Origin of the sequence: Nostoc sp. (assembly GCF_036917615.1) — a bacterium.
Lineage (GTDB): Bacteria > Cyanobacteriota > Cyanobacteriia > Cyanobacteriales > Nostocaceae > Nostoc.
Genome location: NZ_JBALCZ010000081.1, coordinates 51,662 through 68,689, shown reverse-complemented (window position 1 = coordinate 68,689; position 17,028 = coordinate 51,662). Strand labels below are relative to the sequence as shown.

Annotated in this window: 13 protein-coding genes and 1 pseudogene; 4 read left to right on the top strand and 10 right to left on the bottom strand. The window is 42.0% G+C overall.

Features of this window, described 5'->3' with window-relative positions:
- Positions 1-132: 132 nt before the first annotated feature.
- The 6 genes from hetR to V7K85_RS29655 all read right to left on the bottom strand — a co-directional run bounded on the left by hetR (position 133) and on the right by V7K85_RS29655 (position 10,507).
- Positions 133-1,032 (bottom strand): heterocyst differentiation master regulator HetR, encoded by a 900-nt coding sequence (gene hetR, locus V7K85_RS29680; protein WP_334819213.1) that lies wholly within the window; start codon positions 1,030-1,032, stop codon positions 133-135.
- Between the two features lie 2,224 nt (positions 1,033-3,256).
- A complete protein-coding gene (locus tag V7K85_RS29675; protein ID WP_334819211.1) occupies positions 3,257-5,668 on the bottom strand; it encodes an EamA family transporter in 2,412 nt (803 codons plus the stop codon).
- A gap of 862 nt (positions 5,669-6,530) precedes the next feature.
- Positions 6,531-7,856 carry an inorganic phosphate transporter gene (locus V7K85_RS29670; protein WP_334819209.1) on the bottom strand — a complete coding sequence of 442 codons (1,326 nt, stop codon included), beginning with the start codon at positions 7,854-7,856 and terminating at the stop codon, positions 6,531-6,533.
- Between the two features lie 219 nt (positions 7,857-8,075).
- Complete coding sequence (locus V7K85_RS29665) at positions 8,076-9,122, bottom strand: zinc-dependent dehydrogenase (protein WP_334819207.1); 1,047 nt, start codon at positions 9,120-9,122, stop codon at positions 8,076-8,078.
- 58 nt (positions 9,123-9,180) lie between these two features.
- A complete protein-coding gene (locus V7K85_RS29660) occupies positions 9,181-9,972 on the bottom strand; it encodes a PIN domain-containing protein (RefSeq protein WP_442940631.1) in 792 nt (263 codons plus the stop codon).
- A 64-nt stretch (positions 9,973-10,036) separates the two neighbouring features.
- The gene (locus V7K85_RS29655) at positions 10,037-10,507 is read right to left on the bottom strand and encodes a helix-turn-helix domain-containing protein (protein WP_334819202.1); all 471 of its coding nucleotides are present in this window, start codon (positions 10,505-10,507) and stop codon (positions 10,037-10,039) included.
- A 164-nt stretch (positions 10,508-10,671) separates the two neighbouring features.
- Here V7K85_RS29655 and V7K85_RS29650 point away from each other — a divergent pair.
- A pseudogene (locus V7K85_RS29650) lies at positions 10,672-10,779 on the top strand (FAD-dependent oxidoreductase); the annotation flags it as partial.
- A gap of 197 nt (positions 10,780-10,976) precedes the next feature.
- Positions 10,977-11,483, top strand: coding sequence for a GNAT family N-acetyltransferase (locus V7K85_RS29645; RefSeq protein WP_334819200.1), 507 nt, complete (start codon positions 10,977-10,979; stop codon positions 11,481-11,483).
- Between the two features lie 74 nt (positions 11,484-11,557).
- Here V7K85_RS29645 and msrB read toward each other — a convergent pair whose 3' ends face one another.
- The 4 genes from msrB to V7K85_RS29625 all read right to left on the bottom strand — a co-directional run bounded on the left by msrB (position 11,558) and on the right by V7K85_RS29625 (position 15,499).
- The gene (gene msrB / locus V7K85_RS29640) at positions 11,558-12,052 is read right to left on the bottom strand and encodes a peptide-methionine (R)-S-oxide reductase MsrB (RefSeq protein ID WP_334819198.1); all 495 of its coding nucleotides are present in this window, start codon (positions 12,050-12,052) and stop codon (positions 11,558-11,560) included.
- A 113-nt stretch (positions 12,053-12,165) separates the two neighbouring features.
- Positions 12,166-12,843: a peptide-methionine (S)-S-oxide reductase MsrA gene (gene msrA, locus V7K85_RS29635; RefSeq protein ID WP_334819196.1), complete on the bottom strand. Its 678-nt coding sequence runs from the start codon at positions 12,841-12,843 to the stop codon at positions 12,166-12,168.
- Between the two features lie 634 nt (positions 12,844-13,477).
- Positions 13,478-14,941, bottom strand: a complete 1,464-nt coding sequence (gene dacB / locus V7K85_RS29630) for a D-alanyl-D-alanine carboxypeptidase/D-alanyl-D-alanine endopeptidase (RefSeq protein WP_334819194.1) — start codon at positions 14,939-14,941, stop codon at positions 13,478-13,480.
- An 81-nt stretch (positions 14,942-15,022) separates the two neighbouring features.
- Positions 15,023-15,499 carry a tellurite resistance TerB family protein gene (locus V7K85_RS29625; RefSeq protein ID WP_334819192.1) on the bottom strand — a complete coding sequence of 159 codons (477 nt, stop codon included), beginning with the start codon at positions 15,497-15,499 and terminating at the stop codon, positions 15,023-15,025.
- Between the two features lie 718 nt (positions 15,500-16,217).
- Here V7K85_RS29625 and V7K85_RS29620 point away from each other — a divergent pair.
- Positions 16,218-16,655, top strand: a complete 438-nt coding sequence (locus V7K85_RS29620; RefSeq protein WP_334819190.1) for a hypothetical protein — start codon at positions 16,218-16,220, stop codon at positions 16,653-16,655.
- An 84-nt stretch (positions 16,656-16,739) separates the two neighbouring features.
- Positions 16,740-16,967, top strand: coding sequence for a DUF4351 domain-containing protein (locus V7K85_RS29615; protein WP_334819188.1), 228 nt, complete (start codon positions 16,740-16,742; stop codon positions 16,965-16,967).
- Positions 16,968-17,028 lie beyond the last annotated feature (61 nt).

The window sequence follows — 17,028 nt, the reverse complement described above, 5'->3', positions numbered from 1 at the left end:
CGTACCCTATGGGAAGGCTTACGCCAACGCAATGACATTTTATATTTAATTTCGCCCAGTTACTTACCATCTAATTAACTAAACAATTGATTAACCCTCTTGTTAAAGGTAGACAAACTGACGCCACAGGTACTAGTCTTCTTTTTCGCCAAAAGCCGTCTGTAAAATCACCGCAATACCTCCGTCTTGGTGATATTTATCTGCCCAGGCACGGATAACTTCATCCAATTCTTCCATAGCCTGCTCCATTTTTTCTGGGAGGATATCAAGTTCTTCCAGCAAGCGCATGGCATTTCGTCGCCGTTCTGCCCAATTTTTCATCATCCGGAAATACCGAGCGGTATCTTCCACCATGATGTAAGTGCGTTCTTGATCGTCTGCTGGGGCATAAAAAGGACGGGTAAGAGCGTAGAAGGGCATTCCCCAAGGAGAATCAACGCGTGTTACCGTGCCTGAGTAGAGTAGACGGCGCTTGATATGCTCACCCAAAGCTTCACTCAAAGGCATTTGGTGTTCGGGTGGCAAGTCTTCTTGCGATCGCTTGTGCAAAAACTCAATCAAATCCAGAAACTCAAAAGAGCTAACTAACTGGGCATCAGGTAGATTACTTGGCAGTTTCTGCTCAATTTGTCTTTTTTCTTCACTTGTCAGACTGCTACCAGGAACGCGCGATCGGCCCGGTTGCCAAGGATACTTTTCTAGCCAGACATAAGGCAATTGAATCAAATAGCGAGGTTCCTGAGAACCCAGCATTTTTAACAGTTTGCCTTCTGTTAGCGCCTGTCTGACTTCTTCTACAATAATTTTTACCCGTTTCGGCTCCAAGTGGTGCAAATGCCCTGTCATTCGCAGGTTTTGTCCCTGCTCAAGATAGGTCATGTAAATTGCACACTTTGCTGCTGTTGCGGCTGCGTCTAAAAATGCCCCATGCCTGTGCCCACTCGTCCGCATGGCACTAAAAGCCAGATAAAGCATGATCTGATCCATCGCACTGGGGTCAAGACGTTTGATCAGATCTATGTCGTTACTCATATTACAGACAATTGAATAGCACGTTTACACAATTTTTAATCAAGTGAAAATAGGTAGTATACACCTGGCTGAAGGCTATCTTTACTTCAGACTATATTAGTATGCGATAACGATGATATCGGTGGTAGCGCAAACTACCATTTGAGCATATTTTCTGGTACAAAAGCAGATTCGGTAGTTGTGACTATAACTGTCTCTGCATCTAACCGGAAAATTACAGACATCACCAAGTCCAGCTTGACGGCGGTTTACGTCCCAAAAGTCAACTGTGTTGCAAGTAATCTACAAAGCCTTTAAGTTCTTTAGGGTTTTTCTCATCTTTCAAGAGCAACAACGTCAAGCTGCTTACACTTAACTATGGCACTATGCCGACTCGGAGTAAAAACTAGTTTGCACGGTTTATCTGGGATATCTGTTACTCAAAAAAGATGGTTTTTTTAGCTTTGGCGAATTATTTATTTTTAGTACACAGGTGGCTAGAAATAATTGGGAGTGGTCTAAAAAGAAATCGCTTACCAGGTGTAGCCACATTTAGAGGTTGAGCCACACGGATCTTTGTGAACTATCAATCCCGTTTACAACCTCCAGTGATGTCTTTGCAGTATCAACCGTTGGCTTGAGCGAAGATAGTAGACATCAAGTAAAGCAAATAATTCCAATTTCAAAATACCTATTGTTTTTTCAAATATCGTTTCTCATCATATCATTGTTTTTGGAATTTGTAATAAGATTATATATTTTAAACTTTATAAATAATGCCTATTTAAATAATTTATATTCTGGTTCAATCAAGGTTTGATGATATTTTTATGTTTCTCCTACAATCCAAGTTTTATTTATCCTTGTTTGTTAATAGTTTGACACAGAAACCCGCGATTAATTCAGACTAAATCGCGTCGCCATAAGGCTTTGTTGCTTGTGCTAATAACCGAACAATTAGTTACTAGCCATAAATATAATAAAACATATTGGATTTCATCTGATGATTGTTTAGAGATGTTTTTTCAATGAATTTATATTTTTTTCATGAAATATTTTTAAATTTTCATGATTTAACTAATTCATTGACGACTTTCAACTATGTTTTTACCTCGCTGTTTTATATATTTGAGAGACTTTAATTACGTAGATAGTTTTTTGCTAGAAAAGCAGGATAATCCGCAGCAAGCTACGATCTAAGCTTCTTTCTCTTGGTGTCTGGGCGATCGCAGACCAAATTGACTAGTACAGACCGACAGAAATAAATATACCATCTTACCAACCTCAATAAATAAGTGGGCGTGAATAATTAAAGGTTTGTGGTAAGCTACTTCAGCCCTTACTAGGAGGCAATTTAATAAATTTTACATTGCGTAACATAGTTTAATTTATTCTTGCCCACTCACTTAGGCTCCCACGGTTAAAAAACGGGTTACTCTAAACACTTCTGCTACTTCTTGATCTCCTAGTTCCAAAAGGTGCTGCAATGGTCTTAACTTCTTGCCAATCTCCTCTGTGAGCAAGTACTTGTGCTTAATTGCTAGAGTCAGTACTACTCGTACTGCTTATATATACGTGTTTTCCCTACCTGTATCAGGCTAAATCCATAAAAATATATTACAAGTCAAGTTATTCTGATTACTGCTTATATACAAGTGTTATCCCCACCTGTATCAAGCTAAATCCATAAAATATATTATTAAATAATGAATATTAATATGCTCATAGCGCTTCGCATACCCTGTAGGAAGCCGCTACATGTCTATGAATCTGACTTTTCACGCTATCTGGAAAACCTGACTCCATTCCTCTCTCCTGCTCTTGAGAGGCTTTGAATTTTTCCCCTTCCCTATTAGGGAACTCGGGGCCCCCACAGAGTCGGGATTAGGGTCAGGGGGCTGGGGGGTTAGGTTTCGCTTCTTATCTTCCACATTACCTGAATTGTCAGGTCTATGAATCAGGGGTAGGGTAACACAGCTAGTTGTGCTACTCTACCAATTGCTCTGCTATACAGAGACGTTGGATTGCAACGTCTTTACACGGAGCAAATCTCCACTCAATCTGATTGACGCTAACTACTCCGATTTTTTTATAGATATAAAAATTTAGTATCTAAATATATACAATACCTGTGATCGCATTCGTTTAGAGAAGTTATAAGTAGGCGTATTAGCCTCAGGATTCATCCTGAGAGGATGGGAGGTGAAGTAGCTCCCACCACACCTAAGCTGATTGAACTGGCCATTTAATTGGTGGGACTAGAGGGTTTAACCTGATTTCGCATTGTTTCAAAGCTGAAAGCAGCCGCGCCAAAGGTTACTAACAACACTCCCAGAATTTGTACAATATCCAAATTTTCTTGAATGATTAACCCAGCGAAAATCACGGTTAAAACTGGGATGCTACCACCGATGATCGCCGATCGCGAGGCACCTAGTTTACTAATGCCAACATTGTTCAGCAAATAGCCTGCAAGAGTCAGCACACCCAAAATAAATGCGCTTAAAACCAGTTCCAGCATCTTAGAGGGGTCAACTACCAAGTTCCAACTGCTTGGTAAAGGTAGCATCAAGCAGATAAAGCTCAAGAACAACATGGTAGCGAAGTTAATTAAAGTAAAAGTTACAGGATGCAGTTTGCTAGCACAAACCCGCGTCAGAATTATGTAGGCAGCAAAAGCCACGCCCGAAAGAATGGCGGCGCTGCTTCCCATTGAAATATTACCCAAACTTATGCTGGGAGAACCCCCTAAAACCAACAATTCACCGCAGCAAATCGCGGCGATCGCACTGATGCGGAATATGGTAGGGCGATCGCGAAACAGAAACCACGACAATAGACCACTAACCATCGGATAGACAAAGAACAGTGCGATCGCCATTCCAGTTGTGACTTGAGCGATCGCAATGTATATCAGCACCTGAGACAAAAATAAAAAGCACCCACTCACAATCGATAACAGCAAAATCTGCTTGGTAGCTGCATTCGCAGGTGTGGGATTTCCTCGGACTGAAGCGGCCAAGTTTTCCAAGTCTTGCCACAATCGAGGATGTAGTATGGGAGACAACAGTACCATCAGTGGTACTACTACCATAAATCGTAGCGTCAAAATTAACAGAGTATTGCCCAAAGTCGGTCGTAGCAACCGCTCTACCTCTAATACTCCAAAAATCTGGGAACCTTCGTGGAAAATCACCTTGATGGCTACGTTGTAAAGCGACGACACTACTGCCGATAAGACAATCAGCAAGAAACCGATTTGGAGCGGCGATAAGCCGGAGGAATTATGCGATCGCGATTCTGGAGGTTTTGCTTCCGGCTGCGGCTCTAGCGCAGTCGCAGATGAAGATTTAGCTTTGCTCTGTGACCCGTTTCTGCGGAGGACAGAAGTTGGTTCAGCAGCGTTTCTCCTTTGTGAAGATTGTATTGCTCTCGGCTGTAGCACGGATGCAGTCGGAGGCTCTGATGTAGTTTTGTTTTCCGGTAAGTCCTTATTGAGGAGAGAAATTGGTTCGGTGGCATTGTCCTTTGGTGGCGGAACTACAGCAGCAGTCGGCTCTGATTTAGTTTCCGTTTGAAACAAGTCCCTGCTGGGAATAGGAATTGGGTTCGCGGCGTTTTCTCTAACAGCAGTCGGCTCTGATTTAGTTTCCTTTTGAAACAAGTCTTTGCTGGGAATAGGAATTGGGTTCGCGGCGTTTTCTCTAACAGCAGTCGGCTCTGATTTAGTTTCCTTTTGAAACAAGTCCTTACTGGGAACAGGAATTGGGTTCGCGCCGTTTTCTCTAACAGCAGTCGGCTCTGATTTAGTTTCCCTTTGGGACAAGTCTTTGCTGGGGACAGAAATCGGGTTGGCGGCGTTTTCTCTAGCAACTGGAGGCTGTGATGTCGTTTCCCTTTCTAAAAATTGATTAGGGATCGGGGAAATTGGCTCAGGGGAATTTCTTACTACTTCGCCAAACGGTGGCGGGGATGTCTCAAAAGAACTGTTTTTCTCTGGCTCCGTAAACTGTAAAACAGTAGGTGTACCTGCTACTGGTTTGCGTGAAGTTTTTTCTATAGTTTTTTCTAGTTCTCCATGCAGGCGATTAACAAACTCCGCCAAAATCGTTTCCCCTTGCTGCTGCTGGCTATACATCCGTGACAACTGTTGGGAAAGATTACTTTGATAGTTCTTCAGTTCCTGTTGCAGCGAGTTAAAGGTAACAGTAACGGTATCATCCAGGCTGTCAAACATGTGTTCGACTTTTTCATTGATTTCACCTACTACATTGCCGCTCACTTCGGCGGACTTCAGCGCAGCTTGTTCGTAAGATTTGCCCTCTATGGTTTGGTTAGCTAAAGTTGCCAGAGAGGATTGCAGTTGTGAAGATATATGCTTTGCCAGAACTTCTGCCAGTTGACGAATTAACACTTGCTGCTCAGTGATTTGGCGCACTTGTTGTAAATGCTCTTTTTCCTCTACCAAGCTTTGAATGTCATCAGATAACCGATTTTTTTCTGACTGAAGCCGCTTTACGTCTTCCTGCAATCCTCTGAGGACATTCTGCTGAAGATTTTCTAAGTCTTCAACTACAGCCCAAAGAGCATTTTCTGCTGCTCTAGATAGCTCGCCTCTGACTTTCGGGTTTTCTGGTTGCTTCTCGAATCGCCCCATTAGCTTCTAACCTCTAACACCTTGACGATAAAGCTGCTTCCGGTACACTTTATTGGCGTTCATCTTTATTTCCTGTATTTTGTCAGATAAATTAAAAGTTTTAACAGTACTTCCGCATTTCAACGTAATTCTGTCATAGTGGACACAGGTTGGCAAAGGCATTAAATTTGCTCGACTGCTTACTACACGGTCTTCTCTTCAGCATTGACTAGTATTTGGCCATTCGATTTTGGATTTTGGTGAGGTAGCCCTTGTCTTCTCTACGAGACGCTCCGCGTTGGCGTTGGCGGAGCCTCTCGCAGAGAAGGCGGTTCCCGTCGTTAGCGCTGGCGGTAGCGTCCCTTGCGCGTCTGGTAGAGAAGAACGAGCGTCTGGGGGACTGCCGAACCCGAAGGGATTTTGGAATTATTGCCACGACTGGAAGTCGCTTGAACTAAGACCTTTTTTGTTTTTGGTCAGTTTAATTTCCATGAATATATTTGCCAATGAGATTTTTACTTTTAAAGAAATCTCACTCAAAATAAATATTTATTGTTTTGCTGCCAATAGTAATTGTCAAAGACTTGCAGATGCGTGCGCGTAGGCGCAAAGCGAGTTGTCGCCAGACATCGCCACAAAATTGTCTGACTTGGAAAACTAGCTGTAAATTCGGATGGAATGTAACTTGTCTGACAGTTTACATCTCTCAATGAAGATTAAAGTATTCTTTCTGTGGAAATTCAAAGTTACGCTATCCCCTGCACAACATTCTAATGAATGAGCGGCAATTCTGCAAAAGCACGCTTTTTTGGCATTGTTGCAGTCTAGGTTTTACTTTGAGTAGATGCAGTAGAGGAAAAAGTTAGGAAAATATTAATAATTCTTAGAAGAATAAAAGCCGGGCGATGCTAAAGATGGCAGCGCTAAGGACAGCACTCACGGGGATTGTAATTAGCCATGCGGCAGCAATACCTTTTAGTGTTTTGAATTTAACCCACTTGATATTTTGCACTAGTCCAATACCAATTACACCGCCGACGAGAGCGTGGGAGGTGGAGACTGGTAAACCTAGCCGGGAGGCGATGAGGATGGTGGTAGCAGTCGCAAGTTCGGCACAAAATCCACTACTAGGTTGCAAGGCAATAATGTTTTCGCCAATCGTGGCGATGACTTTTTCACCCCAGACAGCTAAACCACCAACAATACCAGCACCACCAAGGATTAAAATCCAAATGGGGATAGTGATACCATCTGTAGGTACGCTACCAGTGCGATTAATGTAGACGATCGCAGCTAAAGGAGCGATCGCATTTCCCACATCATTAGAACCATGAGCAAAAGCTACAAAGCAAGCACTTAGCAGTTGGAATCGCGCGAATAAGCGCTCAACTGGACTGCTGAATGCTGTTAGCGGTAGCGGAGCGTTTAGCCCGTGCTGAATGCTGACTTCTTCCTTTGCTTCCCCTGCTCCCCCTGCTCTCTTATCCCCCGTCTCTCCTAACTGTCGCCAACTAATGATTGTCAGTCCAACTGCTGCTACTGCACCGGTTAACAGTGGGATGTCGTAAGCAGGGATGGTAAAACCAAGCTCAATTACAAAATTGGTTAGCGGTTCAGTCAACGATGGTAATACAATCACGCCAAATACACCTAGCAGTAAAGTACTCAACCAGGGAATCCACTCTTGTAACTGCACTACTTGATTAGGTTGATCTAAAATCCAGTGCTTGATTTGACTGTAAAATAAAGCAGCGATCGCACCACTAATTAACGGCGTTAAAATCCAGCCAATAGTAATTAAGCCAATTGATGACCAATCAATTGCATCTACTCCCAAAGCTACCCAACTAAATCCGGCGATCGCACCAACAACTGCGTGAGAAGAGGATACAGGTAAACCGCGTGATGTGGCAATTTGCAACCACACACCACAGGAAATTAGTACCGTTACCATCCCAACAACGAATATTTGGGGTGTAGCTGCGAATAAGGCGGGATTAGCAATTTTCGTCGCTAGAGTTTCTGTTACCTCATGCCCAAACAATACAGCACCTGTAAACTCTAATACCCCAGCAATAATTAGCGCCTGTTTGAGGGTGACAGCTTTGGAACCTACAGAGGTTCCCATTGCGTTAGCAACATCGTTTGCTCCGAGATTCCAGGCGACGTAGAAAGCTAGTAGAGCTACTGCAACTAGGGTAATAACCATTTTGTTTGGACTAATGGGGGGATGACGGACAATACGCTTGGCTTAGTAACATTTTGCCTCAATAGATCCCTCAGCTCCCCTTAAAAAGGCTTGCTCTAATTCCCTCCTTTTTAAGGCGGGTTAGGGAGGATCAAGCCTTAAACTAAGGGTATTGAGATCAGGGAAAAAGATACGAGGAGGCGGAGAATAATTTCTCTGCGTCTCCATGTCTCCGTTATTTTACGGATAAATTAGGATTTTGTAAGTATCCGGTGTGGGTGCGATCGCAACTTCTACAGCTGCTGATAAATCTTTTAATGGATAGCGATCGCTAATCAATGCTTGCACGTCAATCTGCTGATTAAATACAATATCAGCTGATAGATTCTGAAGCCGATAAGATGAGCTATAACTGCCTATCAAGTCAATTTCTCGACGGTAGAGGATATTAGGGTTGATCGGAATTTCTACCTCATCGGGGAATTCAGCAAAAAACAAGATTTTGCCACCTTTGCGGCTACAATCAAGTGCTTGAAAGAAGGCTTTATCACTAGGAACAGCCAGCAGGGTAACATCAACACCCAGTCCACCAGTTAGGGCATGGATTTTTGCTGGTAAATCGGCGTCACGAGCATCAAAAGCCGCCTCTGCACCGACACTCAAGGCTTTTTCAATTCTAGAGGGCAGTAAATCGGTAGCGATCGCTTTTGCTCCGAAATACTTCACCAACATAATGAACATTAACCCAATTGGCCCAGCACCAGTAACTAATACAGTTTGTCCTGGGGCAATTTGAGCTTTTTTCACAGCTTTCAAGCAGCAGTTAGTCGGTTCTACAAAACTCGCTTCTTCAAAACTGATGCGATCGGGGATGGGAATTAGCCCGCCGTTTTGGACAATATGTCCGGGAACCTTGACATAATCGGCAAAACCGCCACCACTGGCGTTAAAGCCTGCGGTTGTGGAGATGTTTTTGTAGACATCACACATGGAGAAATTATCATTTAGGCAGTAGGCGCAACGCATACAGGGGATGTGGTGCATCACCGCTACCCGTTGTCCAACTTGCCAACCTTTAACATCATTGCCTAATGCTGCGATCGTACCGGCAGTTTCATGTCCAAAAATGCGCGGCGGTTCATACAGTGGATAACGAATTTTTTTTATATCTGACTGACACAACCCCACTACCCGCACCTGTACCAGCACTTCATCTGGTTCTAGGGTTGGAACTGGGATATCTTCGTAAGACAGTTGATTGACGCCTCTAAATACTTGTGCTTTCACGTTGGTTTTTCACCGCTCAATGATACTAGATGTAACATTAGCAGTCAACGTTAGGCTATCAGTTTTGAGATTTCTGTGTTTTAGTTTGTTCTAGTTCTGTTTCTAAGCTTTGTTCAAAAGTTTGGAATGCCTCAACATCCGCCACTGAAAGATATCCCCCAATACTGCCATTCTCAAGCCTGAGAATCTCACCCCGGTTGTCTTTAGTAGCCGTAATTGTTAAAATTCCTCCTTTTTGCCAGAGTCGATACCGTTCACCTTCAAAGCACCGACCACCTTCTGGTGCTTCTTTTGCCAACTGACTCTTCAAAGTTTTTTCAGCAATTTGCACAATTTTGTCAGAATAAAATTGGCAGCGAATACTACAAGTAAATTTTGGTACTCTATTCTTTCTTTTTAAATTATTTTTTTCTAATTTTTCCAAGGTCTCAGGAACACTCCTTGGAAGTTTAAGCGCATTAGACTGCTCCCAAATAATTTTAATCATTGTTCCTGAATATTGCTCATCAAGGTAAACCAAAAAATCATCTGGATGCCAAGCCTCAATATCCCAAGGCTTTAAAGCTTCTGCTGGAAAGTCATCTAAATCAGCAGTAACAATTACTTTTGCCTTGGCAACTATAGCAGCAGCGACAACATGGTAATCACCTGGATGATTTGTCATTGATGCAACTAGATGTTCTGGTACTTCCACTATTGCTTCAGGAAAGTTTGTCTTGATTTGTTCTTGAAAGTATGCTGCTTTAGCATCTGTTTTCATTCTTCCATCTTTTACAAGGTTACGAGTAGCACCATCCAGAATTTGTTGTGAAAAATGAAGTTCGTATAACTCCGCCTCAGCAGCACGCATAAGGGTATCACATAAAGGCATAGGGTAGATAACACAGGAATCCAAAACAACCGAGAGTACCATTTTACTGAGCTAATTCGCTACTCTCCTCATCATAGAACCCCTCATCTTCTAAAAACTGAGTAAATTGCTTAAGTCCTTCCCTACGCTTACTATCGCGCTGTTTCTTATATTTCATCAAATCATCAAAACGAACCCGTCGATGTGAACCCACCTTAATGTGAGGAATTTCACCTTGTTCTAATAATTTGATCAGGTATGGACGTGATACGTTAAGATGTTCGGCCGCTTGTTGTGTCGTCAATTCCTGTTGTTGAGGAATTATAGATATAGCCTTACCTGATGCCATTGCGTGAACAACTTGAAGCAGCACTTGATAAATCGGCTCAGGAATGTTAATTTTTTCTCCGTTAGCTCCTACCAGTTTCGCCTGAAAATCTTTAACGCTTAGTACGCGCTCCAGTTCTTTGATCGATTCAGCCTCTAGCTGTGGAGAGATTACAGAATTTAAAGACATGTTTTGTGTTAACACCATATTTTTCTCCTACTATGTTGTAGGATTTGTCGTTAGCAGTGCAATTTACACTGGCTATCTTATTAGGAGTATACACTACATAAACGAAATATCCGAAAAAAGTTATCTTGTTTGATGCCTAACTATCTGGGGAGAATATGTCGAAACTCCAGCGAGGTTAAGGGATGATTAATCAGACATGCATAGCTGATGTCTTAGTTGTCGGTGGAGGAACCGGAGGAACTGCGGCTGCTATCCAAGCGGCACGACGGGGAGCCAAAATTATTCTGGTGAGATAGTCTAGTAATCTGTCAAGTTTGATTTGATAGATTCGTAGTTGCCGCTGTCTTCGCTAAAGCGCCAACTACGAACAATCCGCACCTCTCAATTATTTATTGACAGACTACTAGGGTGTGTTACGGCTTTCGGAACGCTGTTAACGCTGTATTATTTTTGAATATTTTCTCAGATTTACTCCAAGACGATAGCAATGACTATTCGCCATGCAACTGAAACTGACTTGCCTGCAATTGTGGTAATTTATAATGCTGCAATTCCTAGCGGCATGGCAACCGCTGATTTAGAGCCAGTATCTGTGGAAAGTCGCCTTCCTTGGTTTAAGGCGCGATCGCCTTCACAACGCCCAATTTGGGTAATCGAAGTAGAAGGAGTAATTGCTGGATGGCTTAGTTTCCAATCCTTTTATGGGCGGCCCGCCTATAGTAAGACTGCCGAAATTAGTATTTACATAGCCCCTGGTTTTCATCGATGTGGTTTGGGACGACAACTATTAGCACAAGCAATTAGCGAAAGTTATAGTTTGGGTTTAAAGACCCTACTATGCTTTATTTTTGCCCACAATCAACCCAGTTTAAAACTTTTTGAAACATTTGGTTTTCAACACTGGGGACATTTACCTAAAGTTGGCGAAATTGATAGCGTTGAATGCGATTTAGTAATTATGGGACTCAGAATTATTGACACTCCCACAACTTGAAGTTGTGGGAGTGCAAGGTTTCAGTGAATCTGTTCATTGCCGATACATCTACCCTGAATAGAATTGGTAAGACTTTAATCTTGAACGAACTTCATCGCCACCCCATTCATACAGTAACGCTTGCCAGTAGGCGCAGGTCCATCATCAAAGACATGACCCAAATGCCCACCACAACGATGACAATGTACTTCAGTTCGGGTCGTCATAAAAGAGTTATCTACCGATGTACTAACTGCCCTATCAATAGGTGCATAAAAACTAGGCCAGCCTGTGCCGCTGTTGAATTTAGTTTTAGATGTAAATAATGGTAAGTCGCAGGCAGCACACTCATAAGTCCCTTTAGCATGTTGTCTATCAAGTGGGCTGCTGTTAGCTAGTTCAGTATCATGTTTCCGCAGCACATCGAACTGTTGGGGCGTTAAAATCCGCTGCCACTCTTCGTCAGTTTTAGTGATTTCAAACTCCTCTTTTGTAATTGCCATAACTTGTGGCCTCCCAGTTAAATACCGTGATAACCATCCTGCACCAACAATTGCTGCGCCAGCTTGTAAAATATATCGTTTTTTCATAATTCCGTGGCTGATTTAATTACTTGAATAATGTGCATGAGCAAAGATAATTTTTTAAGTCAAGGTGGTCGATATTGAACAATAGCAAAAGTATCTTTGCCAAAAAGCCACACCTACTTATACAAATTGGGGAACTGTGATTTTAGTTGAGCCAACTTCGGCAAGTCATTTACTACCACATAGGGATAATTTGGATTGCGGTCAATAAAGTCTTGATGATATTTCTCAGCCTGATAAAAACCCTTCAAGGGAACTAGTTGAGTTACTATCTGCTGATGAAAGATGTGTGCTTTGTTGAGTTGATGAATATAATCAAGCGCGACCCGCTTCTGCTCACCGTTGGCAAAAAATATGACTGAACGATATTGCTCCCCTGAATCAGGGCCTTGTCTATTTAACTGTGTTGGGTCATGTGCCACAAAAAAGTAAATTTTTAGCAGCTGACCATAGGATATTTGTGATGGGTCATAGGTGATTTTTACTGACTCAGCATGACCCGTCAAGCCGGAACTGACAACTTTGTAGTCTGCTGTTGCTGCACTACCACCAGAAAAACCAGAGACAACATCAGAAACACCTTTGAGATGCTCAAAAACCGCTTCCATTCCCCAGAAACATCCTCCGGCTAAAACTACCGTCTGTTTTTCTCTCGCTGGAGAATTTAAGATATCGGTAGCGGGATTAGGAAGGATTACTCTCGACGTACCACGCACGAGTAAAACAGATATCAGCGAAATGATGGACAAACTAACTAGTAAGTATCCCTTGAGGGGAAAACTGCGATTTGACATAAAATAGCTGATTTTTTCTGACTGTAGTCATTACTATAAGATTAATTTCTGAAAGCAACATTAGAGAAACATTAGAAGTTGCCGAGATCGTGCTTTTCTCAGTAGCCATTTTGTAGAGCTTTCCCATTACGGTTCGGTTAACGTTTTCAGATTTTGAATATCCCCCCAACCCCCCTTAAAAAGGCTTGCTCATAACCCTCTTTTACCCCTTTCAAATGGGGTCGCCACAGGCGGGGAGATATTAACCTAACCCTATTGACCATCAACCATATCTTTAGTCATTAGTCATTAGTACAAATGACCAAGGACTTTGGAGACGGGCGGCTATCCCGGATACCCCTTGAAGGAATGGGATTCCCGCCGATTTTCTTTAATTAAATGTTGAAAACTTATTTGTTGGTAGTACTGATATAATTGTCGTTAGAAAGCAGACTGCAACTGCGCTAAACTATTAAACATTATTGTCTTTGTATTAATGCCCAAGTGATAGCTCGGAGTCTAGAGACTTATTGTGAATAAGTTACGGTAGAACCAATGTTCTGATCATCCTGTACTGTCTATACTGCGATCGCTTCAATTAGTTACCAGATTAGGCAAATTTAGAGACGCAAAATTTTGCATATCTAAACATTTCTTAACAACGCTGCAACTGTGTTAACAACACAACAATTTCATCAATAGCCTGCCGCACAACTGTTGTCGGTTGTTCCGATTGATTCATGATAATACTAAAAACTAACGGCTCATACTTAGGCGCATTCATATATCCAGATAGAGAAACTACACCCGTTAACGTACCTGTTTTTGCTTGGACAATGCCCTCAGCAGAGGTGTTTTCAAAGCGGTTCTTCAAGGTTCCACTTTTACCCGCCACGGGTAAAGATGCACGATATACATATGCTGCTGGTGTTCTTGCTATTCCTCGCAAAGTTTGTACAAAAGTTTCTGGCGTCACTAAATTACGACGTGATAAACCCGAACCATCCACTAATATATAATTTGCTGGATCAACTCCCAATTGAGTTAAACTCGTTTTGACAACTTCCAAACCGACATCAGTGCTAGTCTGATTTTTCATTCTGGGTTTTTTCATAGCTAATGCTCTCAGAAGTGCTTCAGCATAAAGATTATTACTATTCTGAAGAGTTTCCATTAATAATTCAGATAAAGGTGGCGACTCTACAAATGCTATTTCCTCTTGATTAACGCCACCACTTACTACTAATGTTTGCCCCAAAGTAATTTTTTCTGTTACCAAAGCAGTACGAAAGCGCCGTAAGAAGTAATAATTAGGGTCAACTACAGGCAAATCTATTAAAGACGGTTCAGAATTTGTTGTCAGTTGTCCTTGAATTCGTAATATTGTTCCTGATAATTCGCGGGTAACGTTGACGTAGGTTGGTTGATTTTGGGCAACGGTTACTGACTGATTAATCGTCTGCCATTGTTTCGCCTCGCCAGCATCAATCCACACCACTTGTAAGGATTTACCTACAGCCTGCGGTACAAGTTTTAAGCTAAAAATATTTTGATTTAGAATAAAGCTGCTGACTGGTGCGCCATAGTCTGACTGCACATCTTCCCATTGCCAGGTAGGATTAACAATATCCCCTTGAATATAACTATCATCAGCTATCAATTTCTGAATTTGGGTAATACCTTTCTGTTTTAGCTGATGTGCCAATGTTTGCAGTTGAGTATCACTTAAGCTGGGATCTCCCCTACCGACAACACGTAAAACACCATTGCCATTCTGATAAATTGAAGTGCGAATCCGAAAATTAGCACCCAACTGCTGCAATGCAGCTGCTGTTGTCAATAACTTGAGGTTAGACGCAGGTGTAAAATATTTCTGAGCATCCCGACTGTAAAGAGTTGTCCCGGTTGACAGGGGTTGCACCAAAATTCCCCAGCGCCCCCGACTGAATAAAGGACGATTGATTACAGCATCGATAGCTGTTCCCAGTCGGGTGGAGCAAATTGATTTTGTGGTAGTTGTTGGTGCAACTGGGGTTTGTGCTTTAGCTGTTGACTGGGTAACACCAATTTGAGTATTCAGAAACAGCAGCATCAAGCCAAGAGAAATTTTTCTGGTCATCACATAGTTGTTAAAACTACTTGATGATAATACCTTTGTGTAGCATTTTTTTAACATCAGTTGGACGGGAGGAAATTAACACTATTCTTCCTCTTCTTCCTCTTCTTCCTCTTCTTCCTCGTCTGCCCCGAATACTTCGTCTATGAGTTTTTGTGCTCGCTCGTCTGAAATTTTCAAGGCTTCTTGAAGCTCAGAGATATAATCCTGTTCTGTTTCGGGTACTTTCTCATCAATCCCTACCATTAAAATAGCGGTGGTGTATGCAGCTTCTCGATAATCTTTATTCGGTAAGGATTCGATCGCCTGCTTGATTAAAACTTTAGGTTCTTCTTCTAGTAGGCTGGTGACTTTCTCGGTCAATTCTTCAAAGTCTTCATCAGAGTAATCTTCAAATTGGGAAACTGCATCTAATATCTCACTCAAAGCATATTTTTCTTCTATGGTTATGCCTTCACGATCAGCAGATGCGGAAATGAGTCCAATAACTGCGATCGCAACTTCTGGTTTTAGAGCAACTGAACTGGTGCTGTGGCCTTTGGGTAACTTGCGTTTAAACATAATTATCCTTTAAAAGTTACGTGATCTTTCAGGAAGTAACACCTTGCGGTTTCTAAACCTTCCTAAAATTTAGGATTCCCAAAAGAATGGGGAGAAATACATTAGTATGAATCTTTTTTTCATAAAAAATCCGCAGATGAAGATATTATCTGCGTATAAAAACGGTTAAGTTGCCTTGAGCGAGGGAGGTTTTTAGTACTTGTGTACGCCACCGCAGCCTAAGAGGATGTTTGAAAAGTTATGATTGATGTATCAAATATTCTTTTACCCCACCCTAACCCTCCCCTTGTAAAGGGGAGGGAACGAGAATCTCTTGTTTCCCCCCTTTACAAGAGGGGATTAAGGGGGGTAATTCGACTTGTGTGTACACCGAGCTTATAAAGGGGAGGGACTTAGATGTTCTAGTTTCCCCTTTATAATGTTATTTTTGCGATCGCATTTATTGATTTGGCGATGCCTGCGGCGGGCTACGCCAACGCATTTATTGATTTGGCGTTCGCATTTGTTGATTTAGCGTTCGCATTTGTTAATTCGGCGATTATTGTTGCTGATTGCACTTATTCTCAAACAACAAATCGATCTTAAAAATGAGTAAAAATACAGACAAACTCGTAATTATTTCGTTGAACTTTTAATGAAATAAATCCACAAAACTCCCCATCTCAGGCAAAAAGATATTCCACTATGTTGAAAAAGGATTATAAAAAAAGGATATCTGATGTCTTTAAGAACTCGTGGTTCTGCTGCTGTTGACAAAGCCCAACTTCGTCTCGCCTTGCTTAAATCCCTTAAAGAAAATCTGGATTTAGGACATGGATTAACCATTGAAGCCTACAACCACCTGATCAACACTACCCGTGCGACGTTAGAAGCTCAAAACACACTTGTGTCCAATCTTGAAGAATCGCGTAAAACAATAACCCAGATGGATAAAGCCCTCTCCGAAATGTCTGAACGAATGCTAAATGGAGTTGCAACTGTCTACGGCAGAAACAGTATAGAGTATTCCAAAGCTGGCGGCTCTAATCGAAAAAGAAGTAAACAGTCTAGTTCAAAAGTTGCTCCACTTGTAGCGGTTCTTGCCAGTCAACCTGCTCAAGCTGCAATTGCGAATGCGTCAACTAACGGTAAAAGCACAACTCCTTTGCTGCAATAATCGACTGATAGCAGAAATCTAGTGCCGTGTCAAGCCTAAATTTGTGCATTAAATGTAAGTTAAGTTGACGTAAGGAAACCCAACATGGATAATGTTCAAGACTTACGCGTATGGAAGCCGCTACAATTAATTTTGCGTCAGTTAACACGTCGCTTTGGTGCAATTGAGCCGGAGATGCAGCAGCAGATTCGCACATTATCCATAACTCAACTAGAAGAGTTAGCTGAGGAGCTGTTGGATTTCTCCAGTCAAACTGATTTAGTCAATTACTTTGGAAATATTTCTTTATCTCAACCTAATCAGGAAGATTAACTGATGTATACGCAAGAGGAAAGGGGGCAGGGAGCAGGGGGGAGAAAAAACCCCATAAATA